The organism is Curtobacterium ammoniigenes NBRC 101786 (assembly GCF_001571045.1).
GTDB classification, from domain to species: Bacteria; Actinomycetota; Actinomycetes; order Actinomycetales; family Microbacteriaceae; genus Curtobacterium; species Curtobacterium ammoniigenes.
Genome location: NZ_BCSV01000001.1, coordinates 321932 through 338063, shown reverse-complemented (window position 1 = coordinate 338063; position 16132 = coordinate 321932). Strand labels below are relative to the sequence as shown.

The following is a 16132-nucleotide window of genomic DNA, read 5'->3' as shown; positions in this document are numbered from 1 at the left end:
GTGCCGATATCCGGTCCCTGAACCGCCAGTGCGGCGCTCGCGGCACCGGGGCGGCAGCGCGGATACGCTGACGCAATGAGCACGCCTGCGCCCGTTCCGTCGGTCGTCACGATCGCGATTGAATCGTTCGACTCCGCCGACGCGCAACGCCTTCGTGCCGCGCAGCGGATCGAGATCGACGCGGCATACGGGTACGACACGGAACCGGGCGAGAAGCCGACAGCGGATGACATGGTCGTGTTCTTCGTGGCCCGGGACAGCGCGGGCAGCCCGGTCGGCTGCGGCGGTCTTCGCATGGTGGCAGATGGCGTTCCCGAGGTGAAGCGGATGTACGTGCGCTCCGAACACCGTGGGACCGGTGTCGCCGTTCAGTTGCTTCGGCGACTGGAGGAAGCGGCGGACGCGATGGAGGCCCCTGCGATCGTTCTCGAGACGGGCACCGAGCAGCACGCGGCGATTCGCTTCTACGAGCGCGAAGGGTATCGACGCATCGCCAACTTCGGGCCCTACGCTGAGGCCCCGTTGTCCGTGTGCTACGCAAAGGTGCTTCAGCCATGAGCGCGGACGGCGCGGTGCAGGACCCGGGCCGGTCGTTCGTTCTGACGGTCGAGCCGTTCGACGCCCCCGATGCGCAGCGACTCCGTGCCGTCGCCCGGATGGAGGTCGATCGGCTCTACGGCGGCTATCCCGATCGTGGAGCTCCGCTTGATTCGTCCGCGGTGATCGTGACGGTCGTCGCTCGTGACTCGGCGGGCGCGCCGCTCGGATGCGGCAGCCTCACCGCGGTCGACGACGGGGTCCTGGAGCTCCGTCGCTTCTTCGTTCGCTCCGACGCGCGGGGCACCGGCGTGGCAGCCGCGCTGCTCGCAGAACTCGAGTCGGCGGCCCGGGCAGGAGGCGCGCCCGCCATGGTCTGCGAGGTCGCCGACCGCCAGGCTGCCGCCATCCGCTTCTTCGAGCGGGAGGGATTCAGCCGGATTGCGTCGTTCGGGCCCTACGCCGCGAACGCCGAATCCGTGTGCTTCGCGAAGACGCTGCTCTGAGCACTGCGGGCGCCGCTGCGTCGTGCGGGCGCCGCCGGGTCGTGCGAGCGCCGCTGGGTCGAGGACGGCGACCCGTTCGCGCGATCGGTCAGGACTCGTCGTCGCGACGCTGGTCCGCCCCCAGTGCTGCGTCGTCCCCGGCGTCGGCGTGTGGCGCGGATGCGTTCGACTCGTGGGGCGTCGGCTGGTGGACGGGCGACTGCGTCGGGTCGGGTGCGAGTTCGCCGTACCTCGGCTTCGGACGTTCGCCGTTCGTGCCCGGCCCGGGCGCGCCTGCGACTCCGCTCCATGCCGATCCGTAGGGCGACGGCTGGCCGGCGGGTGCACCAGAGACGGGCTGGCCTCCCTGGGGATACTGGCCCTGCCGCGGATACTGGCCACCCTGCGGATACTGCCCCGGCTGCGGATACTGCCCCGGCTGCGGGTACTGGCCCGGCTGCGGGTACTGGCCCTGCTGCGGATACTGGCCCTGCTGCGGGTACTGGCCACCCTGCTGCGGGTACTGGCCACCCTGCGGCGGGTACTGGCCCTGCTGCGGGAAGTGGGCCGGAGCCCCGGTGCCTCCGAGGTTCCCGCCGAGGATCTGTCGCGCTCGCCCGATGAGTTGCGGGTCGACCACGATCTGGTAGTTCGACGCGAGCACCTGGTGGACGCTCGTGAAATCACGCTGCCGCTTCGTGATCGAGAAACTCACAACGCCGTAGAGCACGCCGAATGCCGCGCCGATGATCGCTGCGGCCCCGATCATGCCGACCGGGGCGTTCGCCGAGAACAGCTCGAGCACGATGCCGAAGAAGATGCCGAGCCAGAGCCCGGAAACGGCTCCGGCGAGCGCCGCGCGTCCGTAGGTGAGCTTGCCGGTGACCCGCTCGACAGTCTTGAGGTCGTTGCCGACGATGGAGAGCCTCCCAACCGGGAAATCGGCGGCGGCGAGCTGCGCGACGACGCGCTGCGCCTCGGGGTAGCTCTCGAAAGTGCCGAGAATGTCCCCCTTCGGCAAGGTCGGGAAGGCCTGGGCAACGCGTCCGAACGGACTCTGGGTACTCACATGCGGCATTGTTCTCCCCGGGCCTTGCGATCAGGCGTGAACGCGCCGAGAACGGCTACGCTGAGGTGGTGAGCGCCGCGAAGGTTTTCGTCGCCCGCCTTGCCGGGTGCTCCGTCTTCGACCCCGCGGGCGACCGCGTGGGCAAAGTCCGCGATGTTCTGGTGGTCTATCGCCGGGTGGACGCACCGCGCGTCGTCGGCCTGATTGTCGAGGTGCCCGGCAAGCGTCGGATCTTCGTGTCGATCGGTCGCGTCACGTCGATCGGTGCCGGGCAGGTGATCACAACGGGTGTGGTCAACATGCGCCGTTTCGTGCAGCGCGGCGGCGAGGTTCGCGTGATCGCGGAGATGCTCGGACGCAAGGTGCTCATCAAGAAGGACCGGATTCGCGCGTCGATCGAGGACGTCGCGATCGAGGAGCGCGGACCCGGCGAATGGGAGGTCGCGCAGCTGTTCCTCCGCAAGCCGAAGACGACACCGTCGCCGTTCGGGAAGGGCCCGACGACCTTCGCGACGTGGAACGAGGTCACCGAGGACGAGCTCCCGGGTGAGGCGCAGTCGGCGGAGCGCGTGATCGCCGCGTACTCGGACCTCCTGCCCGCGGATCTCGCCTCCACGCTCCTCGACCTGCCGGCCGAGCGTCGGCTCGAAGTCGCCGGCGAGCTTCCGGACGACCGACTCGCCGACGTACTCGAGGAGATGCCGGACCGGGAGCAGGTCGCCATTCTCGAGGGGCTCGACGACTCGCGGGCCGCGGACGTCCTCGATCAGATGCAGCCGGACGATGCCGCTGACGTCCTGGCGCAACTGCCGAGCGATCGGAGCGAGGCGCTCCTTGAGCTGATGGAACCCGAGGAGGCCTCCGACGTGCGGATGCTCCTGGAGTACGAGCCGGACACTGCCGGTGGGCTCATGACCACGGAGCCGGTGATCGTCTCCGCCGACGCGACCGTCGCGGAAGGGCTCGCGCTCATCCGTCGGCATGAGCTCGCCCCGGCCCTCGGCGCGGCCGTGTGCGTCACCCTGCCGCCGTACGAGCCGCCGACGGGTCGGTTCCTCGGGATCGTGCACTTTCAACGCATGCTCCGCTATCCGCCGAACGAACGGCTGGGCACGTTGATCGATGCGACGCTCGAACCCGTGAATGTGGCATCGAGTGCGTCCGAGGTGAGCCGCGTCATGGCGACCTACAACCTGGTGTCCGTGCCCGTCGTCGACGATGCGCACCGTCTCGTCGGGGTGGTGACAATCGACGACGTCCTCGACCATGTCCTGCCCGACGACTGGCGAAGTCAGGACGGGCCGGATCGCGGCCCGGCCCCGAGACCGCGCCAGCGCGCACGCAGGACACCGGTAGCACCGGGAAGGAGGACCACAGGTGGCACGACAGGATAACGACCGGGCCGACGCACGACTCGACGCACCGAAGGGCATGCGCTCCGGCGTCCTGCCCTCTCGGCGGTACGGTCCACGGCGCGATACGTTCGGGCGCGCGACGGAGGGGATCGCTCGTGCGATGGGCACGCCGTGGTTCCTCGTCGGGCTCACCCTGTTCTGCGCCGTGTGGATGATCTACAACTCGACGGTGCCGCCGGCGTGGCGCTTCGATCAGGCGAGTCTCGGGTTCACCGCGTTGACGCTCATCCTCTCGCTGCAGGCCTCGTACGCGGCGCCGCTGATCCTGTTGGCGCAGAACCGCCAGGATGACCGCGATCGCGTCCAATTCGAGCAGGACCGTCAGCGCGCGGAGCGCAACCTGGCCGACACGGAGTACCTCGCGCGCGAGGTGGTGGCGCTCCGGATCGCCGTGCGCGACATGGCGTCGAAGGACTTCATCCGCGCCGAGCTTCGCGCGCTCCTCGAGGAGCTCGACCGACGCGACGCCGACGCCGCGTCGGACACCGACGGCCAGCCCGAACCCGCCGGCGCCCGTGGCTGACGCGCGACAGCGCGAGCTCGGCACGGCGGTTCTGTCCGCGTTGTCGCGCGTTCTCGACCCGGAGATCCGACAGCCGGTCACCGAGCTGGACATGATCCGCGGCGTCGACGTTCAGCCGGGAGGCGCGGTGCGCGTCGACCTGCAGCTCACCATCGTCGGCTGCCCCGCCGCCGACAGGATCGAACGCGATGTTCGCGCCGCCGCGGCGGCCGTCCCCGGCGTGACCGCGGTCGACGTCGACGTGTCCGTCATGGATCCGGCCGTGCGGCAGGCGCTTGTGTCGCGCCTCCGGGCCGGGCGCCCGCAGGGCGTGCAGTTCACCCCGGAATCGTTGACGCGCGTCATCGCCGTGACGAGCGGTAAGGGGGGCGTGGGCAAATCGACGGTCACGGTGAATCTCGCGGTCGCGCTCGCGCAGTCCGGGCTCCGCGTCGGCATCGTCGACGCGGACGTTCACGGGTTCAGCGTGCCCGGTCTGATGGGGCTCGTCGATGCCGCCGGCCATGCGGTGCGTCCGACCCGCGTCGACAGCCTGATCCTGCCGCCCGTCGCGTTCGAGGTGAAGGTGGTCTCGATCGGGATGTTCGTCGAGGACACATCGACGGCCGTGTCGTGGCGTGGACCGATGCTGCATCGAACCGTCAGTCAGTTCCTCAGCGATGTCTCGTTCGGCGACCTCGACGTACTGCTGCTCGATCTGCCGCCCGGGACCGGCGACGTCGCGATCAGCGTCGGGCAGTTGCTCCCCCATGCCGAGGTGATCGTCGTCACGACCCCCCAGGCCGCGGCGGCCGATATCGCCGAGCGGAGCGGCGTGCTCGCTCGGCAGACCGGTCAGCGCGTGATCGGTGTGGTCGAGAACATGGCGGGTCTGCCGCTCCCCGACGGCTCCATCCTCGATGTGTTCGGGTCTGGAGGCGGGGCCGAGACTGCACGTCGCCTGTCCGTTGGCGACGTGCCGCCGGTCGCGCTGCTCGGTTCCGTGCCGTTGTCCGTTGCCCTTCGCGCCGATGCCGACGCGGGTGCCCCAGTGGTTGCGACGCACCCCGACGATGCGGCGGCTGCAGCGCTCCGGGCCATCGCCGATCGGGTGCGCGGGATGGGGCGGGGCCTGTCCGGGCGCAAGCTCGGCCTGACGGTGCACTGACCGCGGTCCGATCGCGGCGCAACCGGGCCGACGAGGATCAGGTCGCCGTGAGGCTGACGCGAATCAGCACGTGACGGGACCGACGAGGATCAGGTCGCTTCGAGGTCAAATGGTGCCGCCTCGCCGTTCTCGAGCGGCACGACCGCCGGTCGGGCGGACACCGAGGGCGCCGTCACTGTTGCCTGTGCCGCCGAGGCGGTTCCGGCCCCGATCGTGCTGTCGAGGAGGGCGTCGCGGATGATGCGACGCGGGTCGTACTGCCGCGGGTCGAGTTTCTGCCATTCGATGTCGTCGAACTCGGGGCCCATCTCCTCGCGCATCCGCTCCTTCGCGTTGTCGGCGAACGAGCGCAGCGTCTTGACGAACTGCGCGAGCCGGGCGGCGTACTGCGGGAGCCGCGTCGGGCCGAGCAGCAGAACGGCAATCACCCCGATGACGAGGATCTTGTCGATGTCCAACACGGAACGAGGGTAACGCGTTTCCGGCTGAGGTCACCCGTAGAGTTGACCGAACAAGGAGTGTGGGTGTCAGAGAAAGCGTCGAACTGGAAGTTCGCGGAAGACGTCGTCGCCGAACCGGAGGTCGTCGTCGCCGCTCGCGAGCACTCGTTGGAACTCGGTGTCGAACCGATCTCTCCCGCCATCGGCGCGCAGATCGCCGTGATCGCGGCGGCGAGCCGCGCGGCCAGCATCATCGAGATCGGAACGGGTCTCGGCGTGTCCGGGCTGTACCTCCTGCACGGTGCGCCGAACGCGACCCTCACCACGATCGACGTGGACGTCGATCATCAGCAGTACGCGCGCGACGCCTTCATCGCCGCGGGAACGCCGGCCAGTCGCGTACGGCTCATCCCCGGCCGAGCAAGCCAGGTGCTTCCCCGGATGAACGAGGCGTCCTACGATCTCGTCCTCATCGACGCGGACCCCGAGAACGTCATCGAATACGTCGAACACGGCCTGCGGCTTGCCCGTACCGGTGGCACCGTCCTGGTGCCGCACGCCCTCTGGCGCGACCGCGTCGCCGATCCCGCGAAACGCGACCGATCGACCACCGATTTCCGCACCCTGCTCACCGAGGTGTCGACGTCGGGTGCAGTCCGGAGTGCGCTGTCCCCGGCGGGCGACGGCTTGCTGCAGATGACCAAGGCGACCGCCTGATAGACCGGACAGGAGTCGGGTGGCCGTGCTGCGCCTCCCGACCGGATCCGCGACCCCACGCTCTGAAGGAGGATCCCCCATGCGCATCGTCGTGATCGGCGCGACCGGACATATCGGCACGTTCCTCATCCCTCGCCTGGTCCGGGCCGGGCACGAAGTCGTCACCATCAGCCGGGGCACGCGCAGCGCCTACGTCGACGCGCCCGAGTGGCAGTCGGTCGAGCAGATCACCGCGGACCGCGAGGCGGAGGATCGCGACGGCACGTTCCCCGACCGTGTGGCCGCGCTGCGCCCCGACGTCGTCGTGGATCTGATCTCGTTCACGCTCGAATCGTCGACCGCGCTCGTCGAGCGCCTTCGGGGGACGGTCGGCCACCTCGTGTTCTGCGGCTCGATCTGGCGGGCGGGCGAGAGCCGGATCCTGCCGATGACCGAGTCGAACGCGACGCCGCCGTTCGGCGAGTACGGCGTGCAGAAAGACCGGATCGCGCGGATGCTCGCCGAAGAGACCGCGCACGGCGGCCTCGTCACGACATCCCTGCACCCCGGACACATCAGCGGGCCCGGGTGGGCACCCATCGGACCGACAGGCAACCTCGATCCCGCCGTGTGGCAGACGCTCGCCGCCGGTGCGCCGCTCGCCGTACCCGGTCTCGGCACCGAGACGATGCACCACGTGCACGCCGACGATGTCGCGCAGTCGTTCGAGCGGGCGATCGAGCATCGGGACGCCGCCGCGGGGCAGGACTTCTTCATCACCGCGGCAGACGCGTTCACCGTCCGTGGCTACGCGGAGACCGCAGCAGCATGGTTCGGTCAGGAGGCGCGCCTCGAGCACGTCTCCTGGGATACGTTCCGCAGTGGGCTGGATCCGGAGCATGCGGAGACCAGCTGGGCGCACCTGGTCCGGAGCCAGTTCTTCAGCATGGCGAAAGCCACTGCGCTCATCGGATATGCACCGGCGCACTCCGTTGCGGACACCGCGCTGGAGGCGGTTCGTTCACTCATCGAGCGGGGCGAACTCGTGGTGGAGCGTCCGCTCGTCGTCTGAGCGACGAAACGGCCCGGCACCGAGGTCGGTGCCGGGCCGTGCCGCTTGCTTCGACGCGCTAGGCCGAGACGACCTCGGCGAGCGCATCGTGGAGTTCCTTGGCCTCGGCATCGTTGACCGAGACGACCAGGCGGCCTCCACCCTCGAGCGGAACACGCACGATGATGAGTCGACCCTCCTTAACAGCCTCCATCGGCCCGTCACCGGTCCTCGGCTTCATGGCTGCCATCAGATGTCCCCTTTCGTGCAGTACGGACCTTTCTATTATCGGGCCTCGCAGTGCGTTCCGCGAAACCGTGCGATGGGATGCGCACAAATGCACTCGCATCCATACGCTGGGCCAATGCCGTTCCGTCTGCGCTCACGAGCAGTTCCTCCGACCGAATCGACGACCGAGGACGCGGTCCCTGCGGGCGTGCGCATCGCGGGTGCGTTCTCGTGGAACATCCTCGTCGTCGTCGCGATCCTCGTCGTGGTCGGCATCGTCATCATCCGGCTGCAGGACGTCGTCGTCCCGTTCCTCATCGCGATCATCCTGTCTGCGCTGCTCGTCCCGCTCGCACGCTGGCTCCAGCGTCACCACTGGCCGAAGTGGGCGGCGATCCTCACGAGCTGGATCGTCGTGCTGGCCGCGCTCGCGGCCATGACCGTGGTCGTCACAGCCCAGGTGCGATACGACATTCCGTCGCTCCAGCGGCGCGTCCAGCACACGGTGAACTCGGCGAAGAGCCTGCTCGCCACGCACCCGTTCGGGATCACGGGGAACCAGATCGACAAGTGGGTGAACGATGGGACGACCTACCTGCAGGGGCACGCGTCCTCGTTCGCATCTGGGTTCGCCGCGGCCGGGACGAGCGCGATCCACGTCTTCGAGGGCCTGTTCATCATCATCTTCACGACCCTGTTCGTCCTCATCGACGGCGGGCGGATCTGGGCGTGGGTGGTGCGCGTGTTTCCGCGACGGGCCCGCCGCCGCATCGAGGCTGCGGGTGAGGCCGGCTGGCGGACACTGACGAGCTTCGTCCGTGTGCAGTTGATCGTCGCGGTGACCGATGGCGTGGCAGTGGGCGTCGGCTCGTTCCTCACCGGTGTGCCGCTGGCGATCCCGATCGGTGTGATCGTGTTCCTCGGCGCCTTCGTACCGGTCGTCGGCGCGATCGTCGCGGGGATCTTCGCGGTCATCGTCGCACTCGTCTTCAACGGCTGGATTCAGGCGCTCATCGTGCTCGGCATCGTGATTCTCGTGCAGGAACTCGAAAGCCACGTGCTGCACCCGTTCCTCACCGGCAGCGCGGTGAAGGTGCACCCGCTGGGCATCGTCCTCGGCGTCACCGCAGGCTCGAGCATCGCGGGTATCGCCGGCGCGTTCTTCGCGGTCCCGTTCATCGCCACCGCGAACGCGATGATCGTCGCGGCCGCGCACGCGGATCCCGATGAGCTCACCGGGGCGGGGCACGACTCCGATCCCGACGAGCGAGCCGTGGAGGTTCGATCACGGCGGTGACCAGTCGGCACCGTTCACCCACCAGCAGTAGTACATGAACACCCACTGCAGGACGACCGATCCGGCGACAAGCGCCACGCGATAGCCGAGCGACCGAGGAATCGCGATGAGCCCGAGCAGCGGGAACATCGGCAGCAGGATCCGTGCCGTGCTCGTCTGGGGAAAGAAAATGGCCAGCAGGTAGATGAAGTACGCGGCGGACCAGGCGCGCATTTCGACGCCGATGCGGCGCGCGGCTGGCATGAGCAGCAGCACGGCGACCCCGACGATCAGCGCGACGAGGAGCACGGCGACATCGCCGAGGCCGAACGCCCACCACCACCAGATGCCGCGAACCCACGGCAGGAACGCGACGAGCGGCTGATATCCGATGAACGCTGCTCGCCAGGTCAGCTCTGTCGCCGTGTAGGCATTGGGGACACCCGTGACTGCCCAGGCGATCGCCGGCCAGGCGACGCCGACGATCGCGGAGGCGACGGCGACGACGAGGGGTGGGAACGCGCTCCGAACGGTGAGCGGCCCAGAGGGGTCGAGACGGCCGCGGAGGCGACAAATGAGCCGCACGGCGAGCACGATGCCGATCGCAAGGGCGAACGCAAGACCGGCCGGACGCGTGAAGCCGAGGAGGACGACGACCGGCAGCATCGTCCAGTAGCGTCCATCGATCCACAGCATCAGGGCGAGCGCGAGGAGAAACAGCCCCATCGACTCGGCGTAGGCGGTCTGGAACATCAGGGCTGGCGGTGCGACGCACAGGAGGAGCGTCGCGAACGTGGCGGTGCCTCCCGGCAGATATCGGGCAAGGAGACGGCGCATGAGGAGCACGGTGCCGAGTCCGAACAGCAGCGACAGACCGACCGACACGACGTCGAACGACGCGCCCGTCACCACCATGACCGCGCGCACGAGGAACGGGTACGCGGGCATGAACGCCCACGCATTCTCGGCGACGTGGCCGTCCGCGCCGATCGGCAGCGTCGTCGGGTAGCCGACCGTCGCGATGGTCCGGTACCAGATGCCGTCCCAGATCGTCGCGTACTGCAGATACGAGGGATGCGCGAGCGTGAAGGAGTTCGGAAGTTGGATCGCCGCGAACCGCAACATCAGGACACCGGTGAGCACCCGCGTCAGCGCATACATCACGGTGACGCGAACCCACCAGGGCATGAGGCGGTATCGGACGAGCAGCTGCCGCGCGATCGGACCGGAGCCGCGTCGCGGCCTGGCCCCGGCGGCGCTCAGTCCGTCAGCCACCGCCGCAGGCCCTGCTCGACAGCGCTGATCTGCCAGGTTGGCACCTGCTCGTGGTCGTGGTGCGCAAGGCTGGGGTCCCCGGGGCCGTAGTTCACGGCGGGCACGCCGAGCGCGGAGAAGCGCGCGACATCGGTCCAGCCGTACTTCGGTTTCGGCGCTGGACCGCCGACCGCGGCGACGAACTCCTGCGCAAGCGACGCGTCGAGCCCTGGCCGCGCGCCCTCGGCGAGATCGACGATGCGGACGTCGTAGCCGTCGAAGACCGATCGGATGTGTGCGATCGCCTCGTCGCCGCTCCGCGAGGGCGCGAAGCGGTAGTTGACGTGCAGCATGGCCTCGTCCGGGATCACGTTGCCGGCGATGCCGCCATGGATGCCGACCGCGTTCAGCCCTTCGCGGTACTCCAGTCCGTCGACGGTGACGGTCTCGGCCCGATACTCGGCAAGGCGCTGCAGGGCCGGCGCGAGCTTGTGGATCGCGTTCTCGCCGATCCAGCCGCGTGCGCTGTGCGAGCGGCGGCCGAAGGCGCGGATCTCCGCGCGGAGGTTGCCGTTGCAGCCGCCCTCGATCTGCGCGTTCGACGGCTCCCCGAGGATCGCGAAGTCGGCCGCGAGCAGCTCGGGGCGCGTTCGCGCGAGCCGCCCGAGCCCGTTCAGCGCGTCGCTGACCTCCTCGTGGTCGTACCAGACCCAGGTGACGTCAACCGTGGGATCGACGAGATCGTGAGCGAGCTTCAGCTGGACGGCGCAGCCGCCCTTCATGTCAACCGTTCCGCGACCCCAGAGCACCTCCGTGCCGGCGGTGCCGTCTGCGGCGAGCGCCTCCGAGTCGACGAAGGTCTTCGTCGGGACGTTGGCATTGATCGGGACGGTGTCGATGTGGCCGGCGATGACGACACGACGGTTACGGCCGAGCGTGGTGCGCGCGACGACCGCATCCCCGTCGCGGATGACCTCGAGATGGTCGAGTGCGCCGAGCGCCTCCTCGATCGCGTCGGCGAGGGGCCGCTCGTCGCCGGAGACGGACTCGATGTCGCAGAGCGTGCGGGTCAGGTCGATCGCGGACGTGGACAGGTCGAGGCGAGCCGGCATGTCGGAAGCCTACCGGCGTCGCTACCCTTGCCTCTCGTGAACGACGCGACCACAGCCTCCCGTCAGACGCGCGCCTGGGGACACGGGCTCGCCACCGTCACGGCGACCGGAACCGTGCTCGACACGTGGTTCCCGGCCCCTCGGCTCGGCGACGCGGACGATCAGCACCCGATGCCGTCGGAGCTGCTGGCGCTCGCCGGCCCCGACGAGCGTCGTCTCGTCACGATCGAGCCGGTCACCGTCGCCATCGATCTGGAGGCGGTCCCCGCCTCCACCCCGGACGCCTACCTCCGCCTCCACCTCCTCAGCCACCGGCTGGTGCAGCCGAACACGATCGCGCTCGACGGGATCTTCGGTCACCTGCAGACCGCCGCATGGACGAACATCGGCCCCGTCGCCGCAGACGACGTCGCGGGGCTCCGGGTGAGCCTCCAGCGTGCCGGGGTCGTCGTGCACTCGCTCGACAAGTTCCCGCGGCTCGTGGACTACGTCATCCCCGACGGGGTGCGGATCGCTGACGCGAACCGGGTGCGACTCGGCGCGCACCTCGCTCCCGGAACGGTCGTCATGCACGAAGGGTTCGTGAACTTCAACGCCGGGACGCTCGGCGCGGCGATGATCGAAGGCCGCGTGTCGCAGGGCGTCGTGATCGGCGACGGCACGGACATCGGCGGTGGCGCCTCCATCATGGGCACACTGTCCGGCGGTGGAACGCACCGCGTCCGACTCGGCGCTCGGACGCTGCTCGGCGCCAATGCCGGACTCGGGATCTCGCTCGGCGACGACTGCATCGTCGAGGCGGGGCTCTACCTGACCGCCGGCACGAAGGTCGTACTGGTCGGAGCGGCCGCCCGCGCGGATGGCGGTCCGCAGACGGTGAAGGCGGCAGAACTGTCCGGGCGCTCCGGACTCCTGTTCCGACGAAACTCGCTCACCGGGGCCGTCGAGGCGATCGCCCGGCAGGGAACCGGCATCACGTTGAACGCAGACCTGCACGCCTGAGGCGGCACGCTCGGAGGAGCACGGCTGCGGCAGGCAGCTCGGAGCAGCACACCTGAGGCGGGCACGCTCGGAGCAGCACGCCTGAGGGGGCACGCGCGGAGCAGTACCAACGCACCGTCACCGCGTGTAACACGCTCGACGCGAGGGCGCTCCGTGTCGTAGCGTCCTTGCAACCTCGCATCGAGCATCCGGCGCCTGCGCCGTGCAGTCCGCTCGACGCGAGCGAGCGACAGCCGAGCCCGGCATCCGCTCGACACGACGAGAGCCGATCGTGTCGTCTGCCCGGAGCCCTGACGTATGCCTGCCTCGACCCTCATCGACCCGACGGTGCCGCCCACGCGCACCCCGGTGTCGTTCGAGCTGTTCCCGCCGCGGACGTCCGCGGCGGAGGCGCGTCTCCGCACGACCATCCCTGCCCTCGCTGCCGCCGACCCGGCGTTCATCTCGGTCACGTACGGCGCCGCCGGATCGAGCCGGGGAGCGACGCTCGACATTGTGCGCCGCGTGATCCGTGACGCGCACGTCCCGCCGCTCGCCCACCTCACCTGCGTCGGGCTGACAGCGGACCAAGCCGCGCACCTCGTGCGACGGTTCCTCGACGCGGGCGTGCGGCACTTCCTCGCGCTCCGCGGCGACCCGCCGTCGGATGGTCGGCCGCACTCCATCGACCCGAGCGTCGGGCTCGGCAGCGCCGCCGAGCTCGTGCAGCTCATCCACCGGGTGCAGGCGGAGCGCGCGCAGTTCGACGACGCGCTCCTGCCCGCGGAGGGGAGCGCGCGATTCGCCTCCCCCGCGGCCCGCGTCGCCGACGAACGTGACGGCTCCGGCCCGCGGCTGCGCCAGCCCGGCCGCCGGGTCGAGATCGCCGTCGCCGCGTTCCCGAACGGGCACCCGCGCTCCCGCGACCTCGCGCAGGACCTCGACACGCTGCTCGCGAAGGAGGCTGCTGGCGCCACGCTCGCGATCACGCAGCTCTTCTACCGCGCCGACGACTATCTGACCTTCGTCGACCGTGCTCGCAGTGCCGGCGTCACGCTGCCGATCCTTCCCGGGATCATGCCCGTTGCAAGCGCCGCGCGGCTCCGCTCGGCGACGTCGCTCGCGGCTGAGCCAGTGCCCGCGGACCTTCTCGCGCTTCTCGAATCGGCGGCCACCCCGGAGGAGGCGTTCGAACGGGGCGCCGATCACGCTGCCGCGCTCGCTCGGGCGGTGCTCGACGGAGGCGCCCCGGGCCTCCACCTGTACACGTTCAACCGGCATGAGCTCCCGCTCGCCGTGCTCGACCGGCTCGGTCTGGCAGCGGGCGCCGCCTCCCCCGCCGCGGGCTCCGACCCAGCCGCAGCCTCCCCCGCCGACTCCGGCGCAGCCTCCCCCGCCGCGGGCTCCGACCCAGCCGCAGCCGTGCCCGGCGACCCAGCCACAGCCTCCCCAGATCGTCCCACCATCATTCAGGAGACCCCATGACGACCCCGACGTTCCCCGCCGCGACCATCCTCGGGTATCCGCGGATCGGCCCGAATCGAGAGCTCAAGAAGGCCGTTGAGGCGTTCTGGCGCGGCGCGAGCTCCGCCGAATCCGCCGAAGCCGACGCGTTCGCACTCCGCCGCGCGAACCGAGCACGGCTCGTCGAGCTCGGCCTCGGCGCAACGGACTCGTCGATCCCGGAGGCGTCGTCGTACTACGACCACGTCCTCGACACCGCTGTCGCGGTCGGCGCGGTCCCGACGCGCTTCCAGTCGCTGGTCGGCCAGGACGGCTCGGTCGACCTCAGCGCCTACTCCACGATCGCCCGCGGCGCCGGTGAGGACGCGCCACTCGAGATGACCAAGTGGTTCGACTCGAACTACCACTACCTCGTGCCCGAGATCGGCCCAGACACGGTGTTCGCCCCGTCCGATCGTCGCCGGCTCGCCGAGTTCCAGGAGGCCCTGGCCGACGGCTACCGCACGCGTCCCGCGTTCGTCGGACCGGTCACCTTCCTCGCGCTCGCGAAGCCCACCGACGACGCTCCCGAAGGCTTCCGGCCGCTCGACCGCCTCGCGGACCTCGTTCCGGTGTACGCGACGCTCATCGCCGAACTTGCCGAGGCCGGCGCGGAGTGGGTGCAGCTCGACGAGCCGGCCCTCGTCACCGACTCCCTTCCGGACAGCCGGGAGGCCCTCCTCACCGCCGCTGAGACCACCTACCGCGCGCTCGCGGCCGCGTCCCCACGCCCGTCCCTCTTCGTCGCCGCACCCTACGGCGATCTCGGCGAAGCGCTCCCAGTGCTCGCCGGCACCGGTGTCGAGGCGATCGGGATCGACCTCGTCCGCGGTGCGACGCCGTCGGAAGCGCACCGAGCCGCTCTCGGCGCCGTGACCGTCGTGGCAGGCGTGATCGACGGGCACAACATCTGGCGGGGCGACCTCGGCGCCGCGCTCGCCGCCGCGGAGGAGCTTGTCCCGCTCGCCGCCGCCGTCGCGGTGTCGCCGTCGACGTCGCTCCTGCATGTCCCGCACACCGTCGACGTGGAGACCGAGCTCGACGCGGAACTGCGCTCATGGCTCGCGTTCGCCGACGAGAAGGTCGGCCAGGTCGTCACGCTCGCCCGAGGGCTGCGCGACGGACGCGACGCGATCGCAACCGAACTCGACGACGCGGCCGCGGCCCTCCAGCGCCGTGCGGATGCACCGGGCGTGCGCGTGCCCGCAATCCGCGAGCGGGTCGCGGCCCTCACCGACGACGACGCGAACCGCGGTGACGTCGCAGCCCGCATCGCCGCGCAGGAGGCCGCACTCGGCCTGGACTTGCTCCCCACCACCACGATCGGTTCCTTCCCGCAGACCGGCGACATCCGGAAGACCCGCGCCGCCCACGCCCGAGGCGACATCTCCGACGCCGACTACGAGCAGGCGATGCGCGACGAGATCGCTCGCGTCATCGACCTGCAGGAGGAGCTCGGACTCGACGTCCTCGTGCACGGCGAGCCCGAGCGGAACGACATGGTGCAGTACTTCGCGGAGCACCTTGACGGGTTCGCGGTGACGCAACACGGCTGGGTGCAGTCGTACGGGTCCCGGGCGACCCGCCCCTCCATCCTGTGGGGCGACGTGTCGCGCCCGGCGCCGATCACCGTCGCATGGTCGACGTATGCGGCGTCGCTCACCGACAAGCCGGTGAAGGGCATGCTCACCGGGCCCGTGACGATCTTGGCGTGGTCGTTCGTGCGCGACGACCAGCCGCTCGGCGACACGGCACTGCAGGTGGCGCTCGCCCTCCGCGACGAGATCAGCGATCTCGAGGCCGCGGGGATCGGAATCGTGCAGGTCGATGAGCCGGCGCTCCGTGAGCTGCTGCCGCTGCGCCGCGCCGACCAGCCGGCGTACCTGGACTGGTCCGTGCGCTCGTTCCGTGTCGCCACGTCGGGTGCCGCGGATGCGACGCAGATCCACACGCATCTCTGCTACTCGGAGTTCGCGCAGGTCATCGACGCGATCGACGCGCTCGGCGCGGACGTCACGAGCATCGAGGCGGCGCGATCCCGGATGGAGGTCGTTGACGATGTGGCCGCCTCCGGGTTTTCGCGTGCGGTCGGGCCGGGCGTGTACGACATCCACAGCCCCCGTGTGCCGAGCGTGCAGGAGGTGACCGGACTTATCGAGCGGGCCCTCGACGGCGTGCCGGCGACCCGGCTCTGGATCAACCCCGACTGCGGGCTGAAGACTCGCGGCTACGAGGAGACGACGGCGTCGCTGCGCAACCTCGTCGCGGCGACGCGTGCGGTGCGCGAGGAGCTCGCCGCGGGCGCGTAGGCGGCCGCGCGCTCCTCCGCGAGCGGGCGATATGCACGGCGTGCCGCCACGCCATCCCGTGCATATCGCCCGCTCGTTGCACGGCGGGGTACGCTGCGGGCCGCCG

The 16132-nt window shown here is 70.1% G+C and carries 16 protein-coding genes; 11 read left to right on the top strand and 5 right to left on the bottom strand.

What is annotated here, in order from left to right; genetic code table 11:
* The first annotated feature begins 75 nt into the window (after positions 1-75).
* Both CAM01S_RS01510 and CAM01S_RS01505 read left to right on the top strand, forming a co-directional pair.
* On the top strand, positions 76-558 hold the full coding sequence (locus CAM01S_RS01510; protein ID WP_066515184.1) for a GNAT family N-acetyltransferase: 483 nt from the start codon (positions 76-78) through the stop codon (positions 556-558).
* A complete protein-coding gene (locus tag CAM01S_RS01505; protein WP_066515183.1) occupies positions 555-1043 on the top strand; it encodes a GNAT family N-acetyltransferase in 489 nt (162 codons plus the stop codon). Before CAM01S_RS01510 ends, CAM01S_RS01505 begins: the two co-directional genes overlap by 4 nt.
* An 88-nt stretch (positions 1044-1131) precedes the next feature.
* Here the strand turns inward: CAM01S_RS01505 and CAM01S_RS01500 are convergent, their stop codons facing one another.
* On the bottom strand, positions 1132-2091 hold the full coding sequence (locus tag CAM01S_RS01500) for a YflT domain-containing protein (protein WP_157071338.1): 960 nt from the start codon (positions 2089-2091) through the stop codon (positions 1132-1134).
* Positions 2092-2159: 68 nt separating this feature from the next.
* On the opposite strand from CAM01S_RS01500, the gene CAM01S_RS01495 reads away from it, so the two are divergent.
* Genes CAM01S_RS01495 through CAM01S_RS01485 form a run of 3 tightly spaced genes read left to right on the top strand, consistent with a single transcriptional unit; the run spans position 2160 to position 5176 of the window.
* Positions 2160-3485: a magnesium transporter MgtE N-terminal domain-containing protein gene (locus tag CAM01S_RS01495; protein ID WP_066516670.1), complete on the top strand. Its 1326-nt coding sequence runs from the start codon at positions 2160-2162 to the stop codon at positions 3483-3485.
* Positions 3469-4029, top strand: a complete 561-nt coding sequence (locus CAM01S_RS01490; protein ID WP_245631497.1) for a DUF1003 domain-containing protein — start codon at positions 3469-3471, stop codon at positions 4027-4029. The genes CAM01S_RS01495 and CAM01S_RS01490 overlap by 17 nt, the downstream gene beginning before the upstream one ends.
* Entirely contained in the window at positions 4022-5176 is a 1155-nt protein-coding gene (locus CAM01S_RS01485; RefSeq protein ID WP_066515177.1) for a P-loop NTPase, read from the top strand. The genes CAM01S_RS01490 and CAM01S_RS01485 overlap by 8 nt, the downstream gene beginning before the upstream one ends.
* Positions 5177-5265: 89 nt before the next feature.
* On the opposite strand, the gene CAM01S_RS01480 is transcribed toward CAM01S_RS01485, so the two are convergent.
* Complete coding sequence (locus tag CAM01S_RS01480) at positions 5266-5637, bottom strand: twin-arginine translocase TatA/TatE family subunit (protein WP_066515175.1); 372 nt, start codon at positions 5635-5637, stop codon at positions 5266-5268.
* 63 nt (positions 5638-5700) lie between these two features.
* Between CAM01S_RS01480 and CAM01S_RS01475 the strand changes: the two genes are divergently transcribed.
* A complete protein-coding gene (locus tag CAM01S_RS01475; protein WP_066516669.1) occupies positions 5701-6333 on the top strand; it encodes an O-methyltransferase in 633 nt (210 codons plus the stop codon).
* A gap of 79 nt (positions 6334-6412) precedes the next feature.
* On the top strand, positions 6413-7384 hold the full coding sequence (locus tag CAM01S_RS01470; RefSeq protein WP_066515172.1) for an NAD-dependent epimerase/dehydratase family protein: 972 nt from the start codon (positions 6413-6415) through the stop codon (positions 7382-7384).
* A gap of 58 nt (positions 7385-7442) precedes the next feature.
* Here CAM01S_RS01470 and CAM01S_RS14230 read toward each other — a convergent pair whose 3' ends face one another.
* Positions 7443-7613 (bottom strand): DUF3117 domain-containing protein, encoded by a 171-nt coding sequence (locus CAM01S_RS14230; RefSeq protein ID WP_017887054.1) that lies wholly within the window; start codon positions 7611-7613, stop codon positions 7443-7445.
* A gap of 114 nt (positions 7614-7727) precedes the next feature.
* Here CAM01S_RS14230 and CAM01S_RS01465 point away from each other — a divergent pair, with 114 nt between their 5' ends.
* Positions 7728-8888 carry an AI-2E family transporter gene (locus tag CAM01S_RS01465; RefSeq protein WP_066515170.1) on the top strand — a complete coding sequence of 387 codons (1161 nt, stop codon included), beginning with the start codon at positions 7728-7730 and terminating at the stop codon, positions 8886-8888.
* On the opposite strand, the gene CAM01S_RS01460 is transcribed toward CAM01S_RS01465, so the two are convergent.
* The gene (locus CAM01S_RS01460; RefSeq protein ID WP_066515168.1) at positions 8877-10142 is read right to left on the bottom strand and encodes a hypothetical protein; all 1266 of its coding nucleotides are present in this window, start codon (positions 10140-10142) and stop codon (positions 8877-8879) included. The genes CAM01S_RS01465 and CAM01S_RS01460 overlap by 12 nt on opposite strands.
* On the bottom strand, positions 10127-11233 hold the full coding sequence (dapE, locus tag CAM01S_RS01455; RefSeq protein ID WP_066515164.1) for a succinyl-diaminopimelate desuccinylase: 1107 nt from the start codon (positions 11231-11233) through the stop codon (positions 10127-10129). The genes CAM01S_RS01460 and dapE overlap by 16 nt, the downstream gene beginning before the upstream one ends.
* Before the next feature lie 36 nt (positions 11234-11269).
* Between dapE and dapD the strand changes: the two genes are divergently transcribed.
* The 3 genes from dapD (at position 11270) to metE (ending at position 16026) form a co-directional block, all read left to right on the top strand.
* Complete coding sequence (gene dapD / locus CAM01S_RS01450; RefSeq protein WP_066515157.1) at positions 11270-12235, top strand: 2,3,4,5-tetrahydropyridine-2,6-dicarboxylate N-succinyltransferase; 966 nt, start codon at positions 11270-11272, stop codon at positions 12233-12235.
* A 297-nt stretch (positions 12236-12532) separates the two neighbouring features.
* Positions 12533-13699, top strand: coding sequence for a methylenetetrahydrofolate reductase (locus CAM01S_RS01445; protein WP_083527624.1), 1167 nt, complete (start codon positions 12533-12535; stop codon positions 13697-13699).
* The gene (gene metE / locus CAM01S_RS01440; protein ID WP_066515151.1) at positions 13696-16026 is read left to right on the top strand and encodes a 5-methyltetrahydropteroyltriglutamate--homocysteine S-methyltransferase; all 2331 of its coding nucleotides are present in this window, start codon (positions 13696-13698) and stop codon (positions 16024-16026) included. Before CAM01S_RS01445 ends, metE begins: the two co-directional genes overlap by 4 nt.
* The last annotated feature ends 106 nt before the right edge of the window (positions 16027-16132 follow it).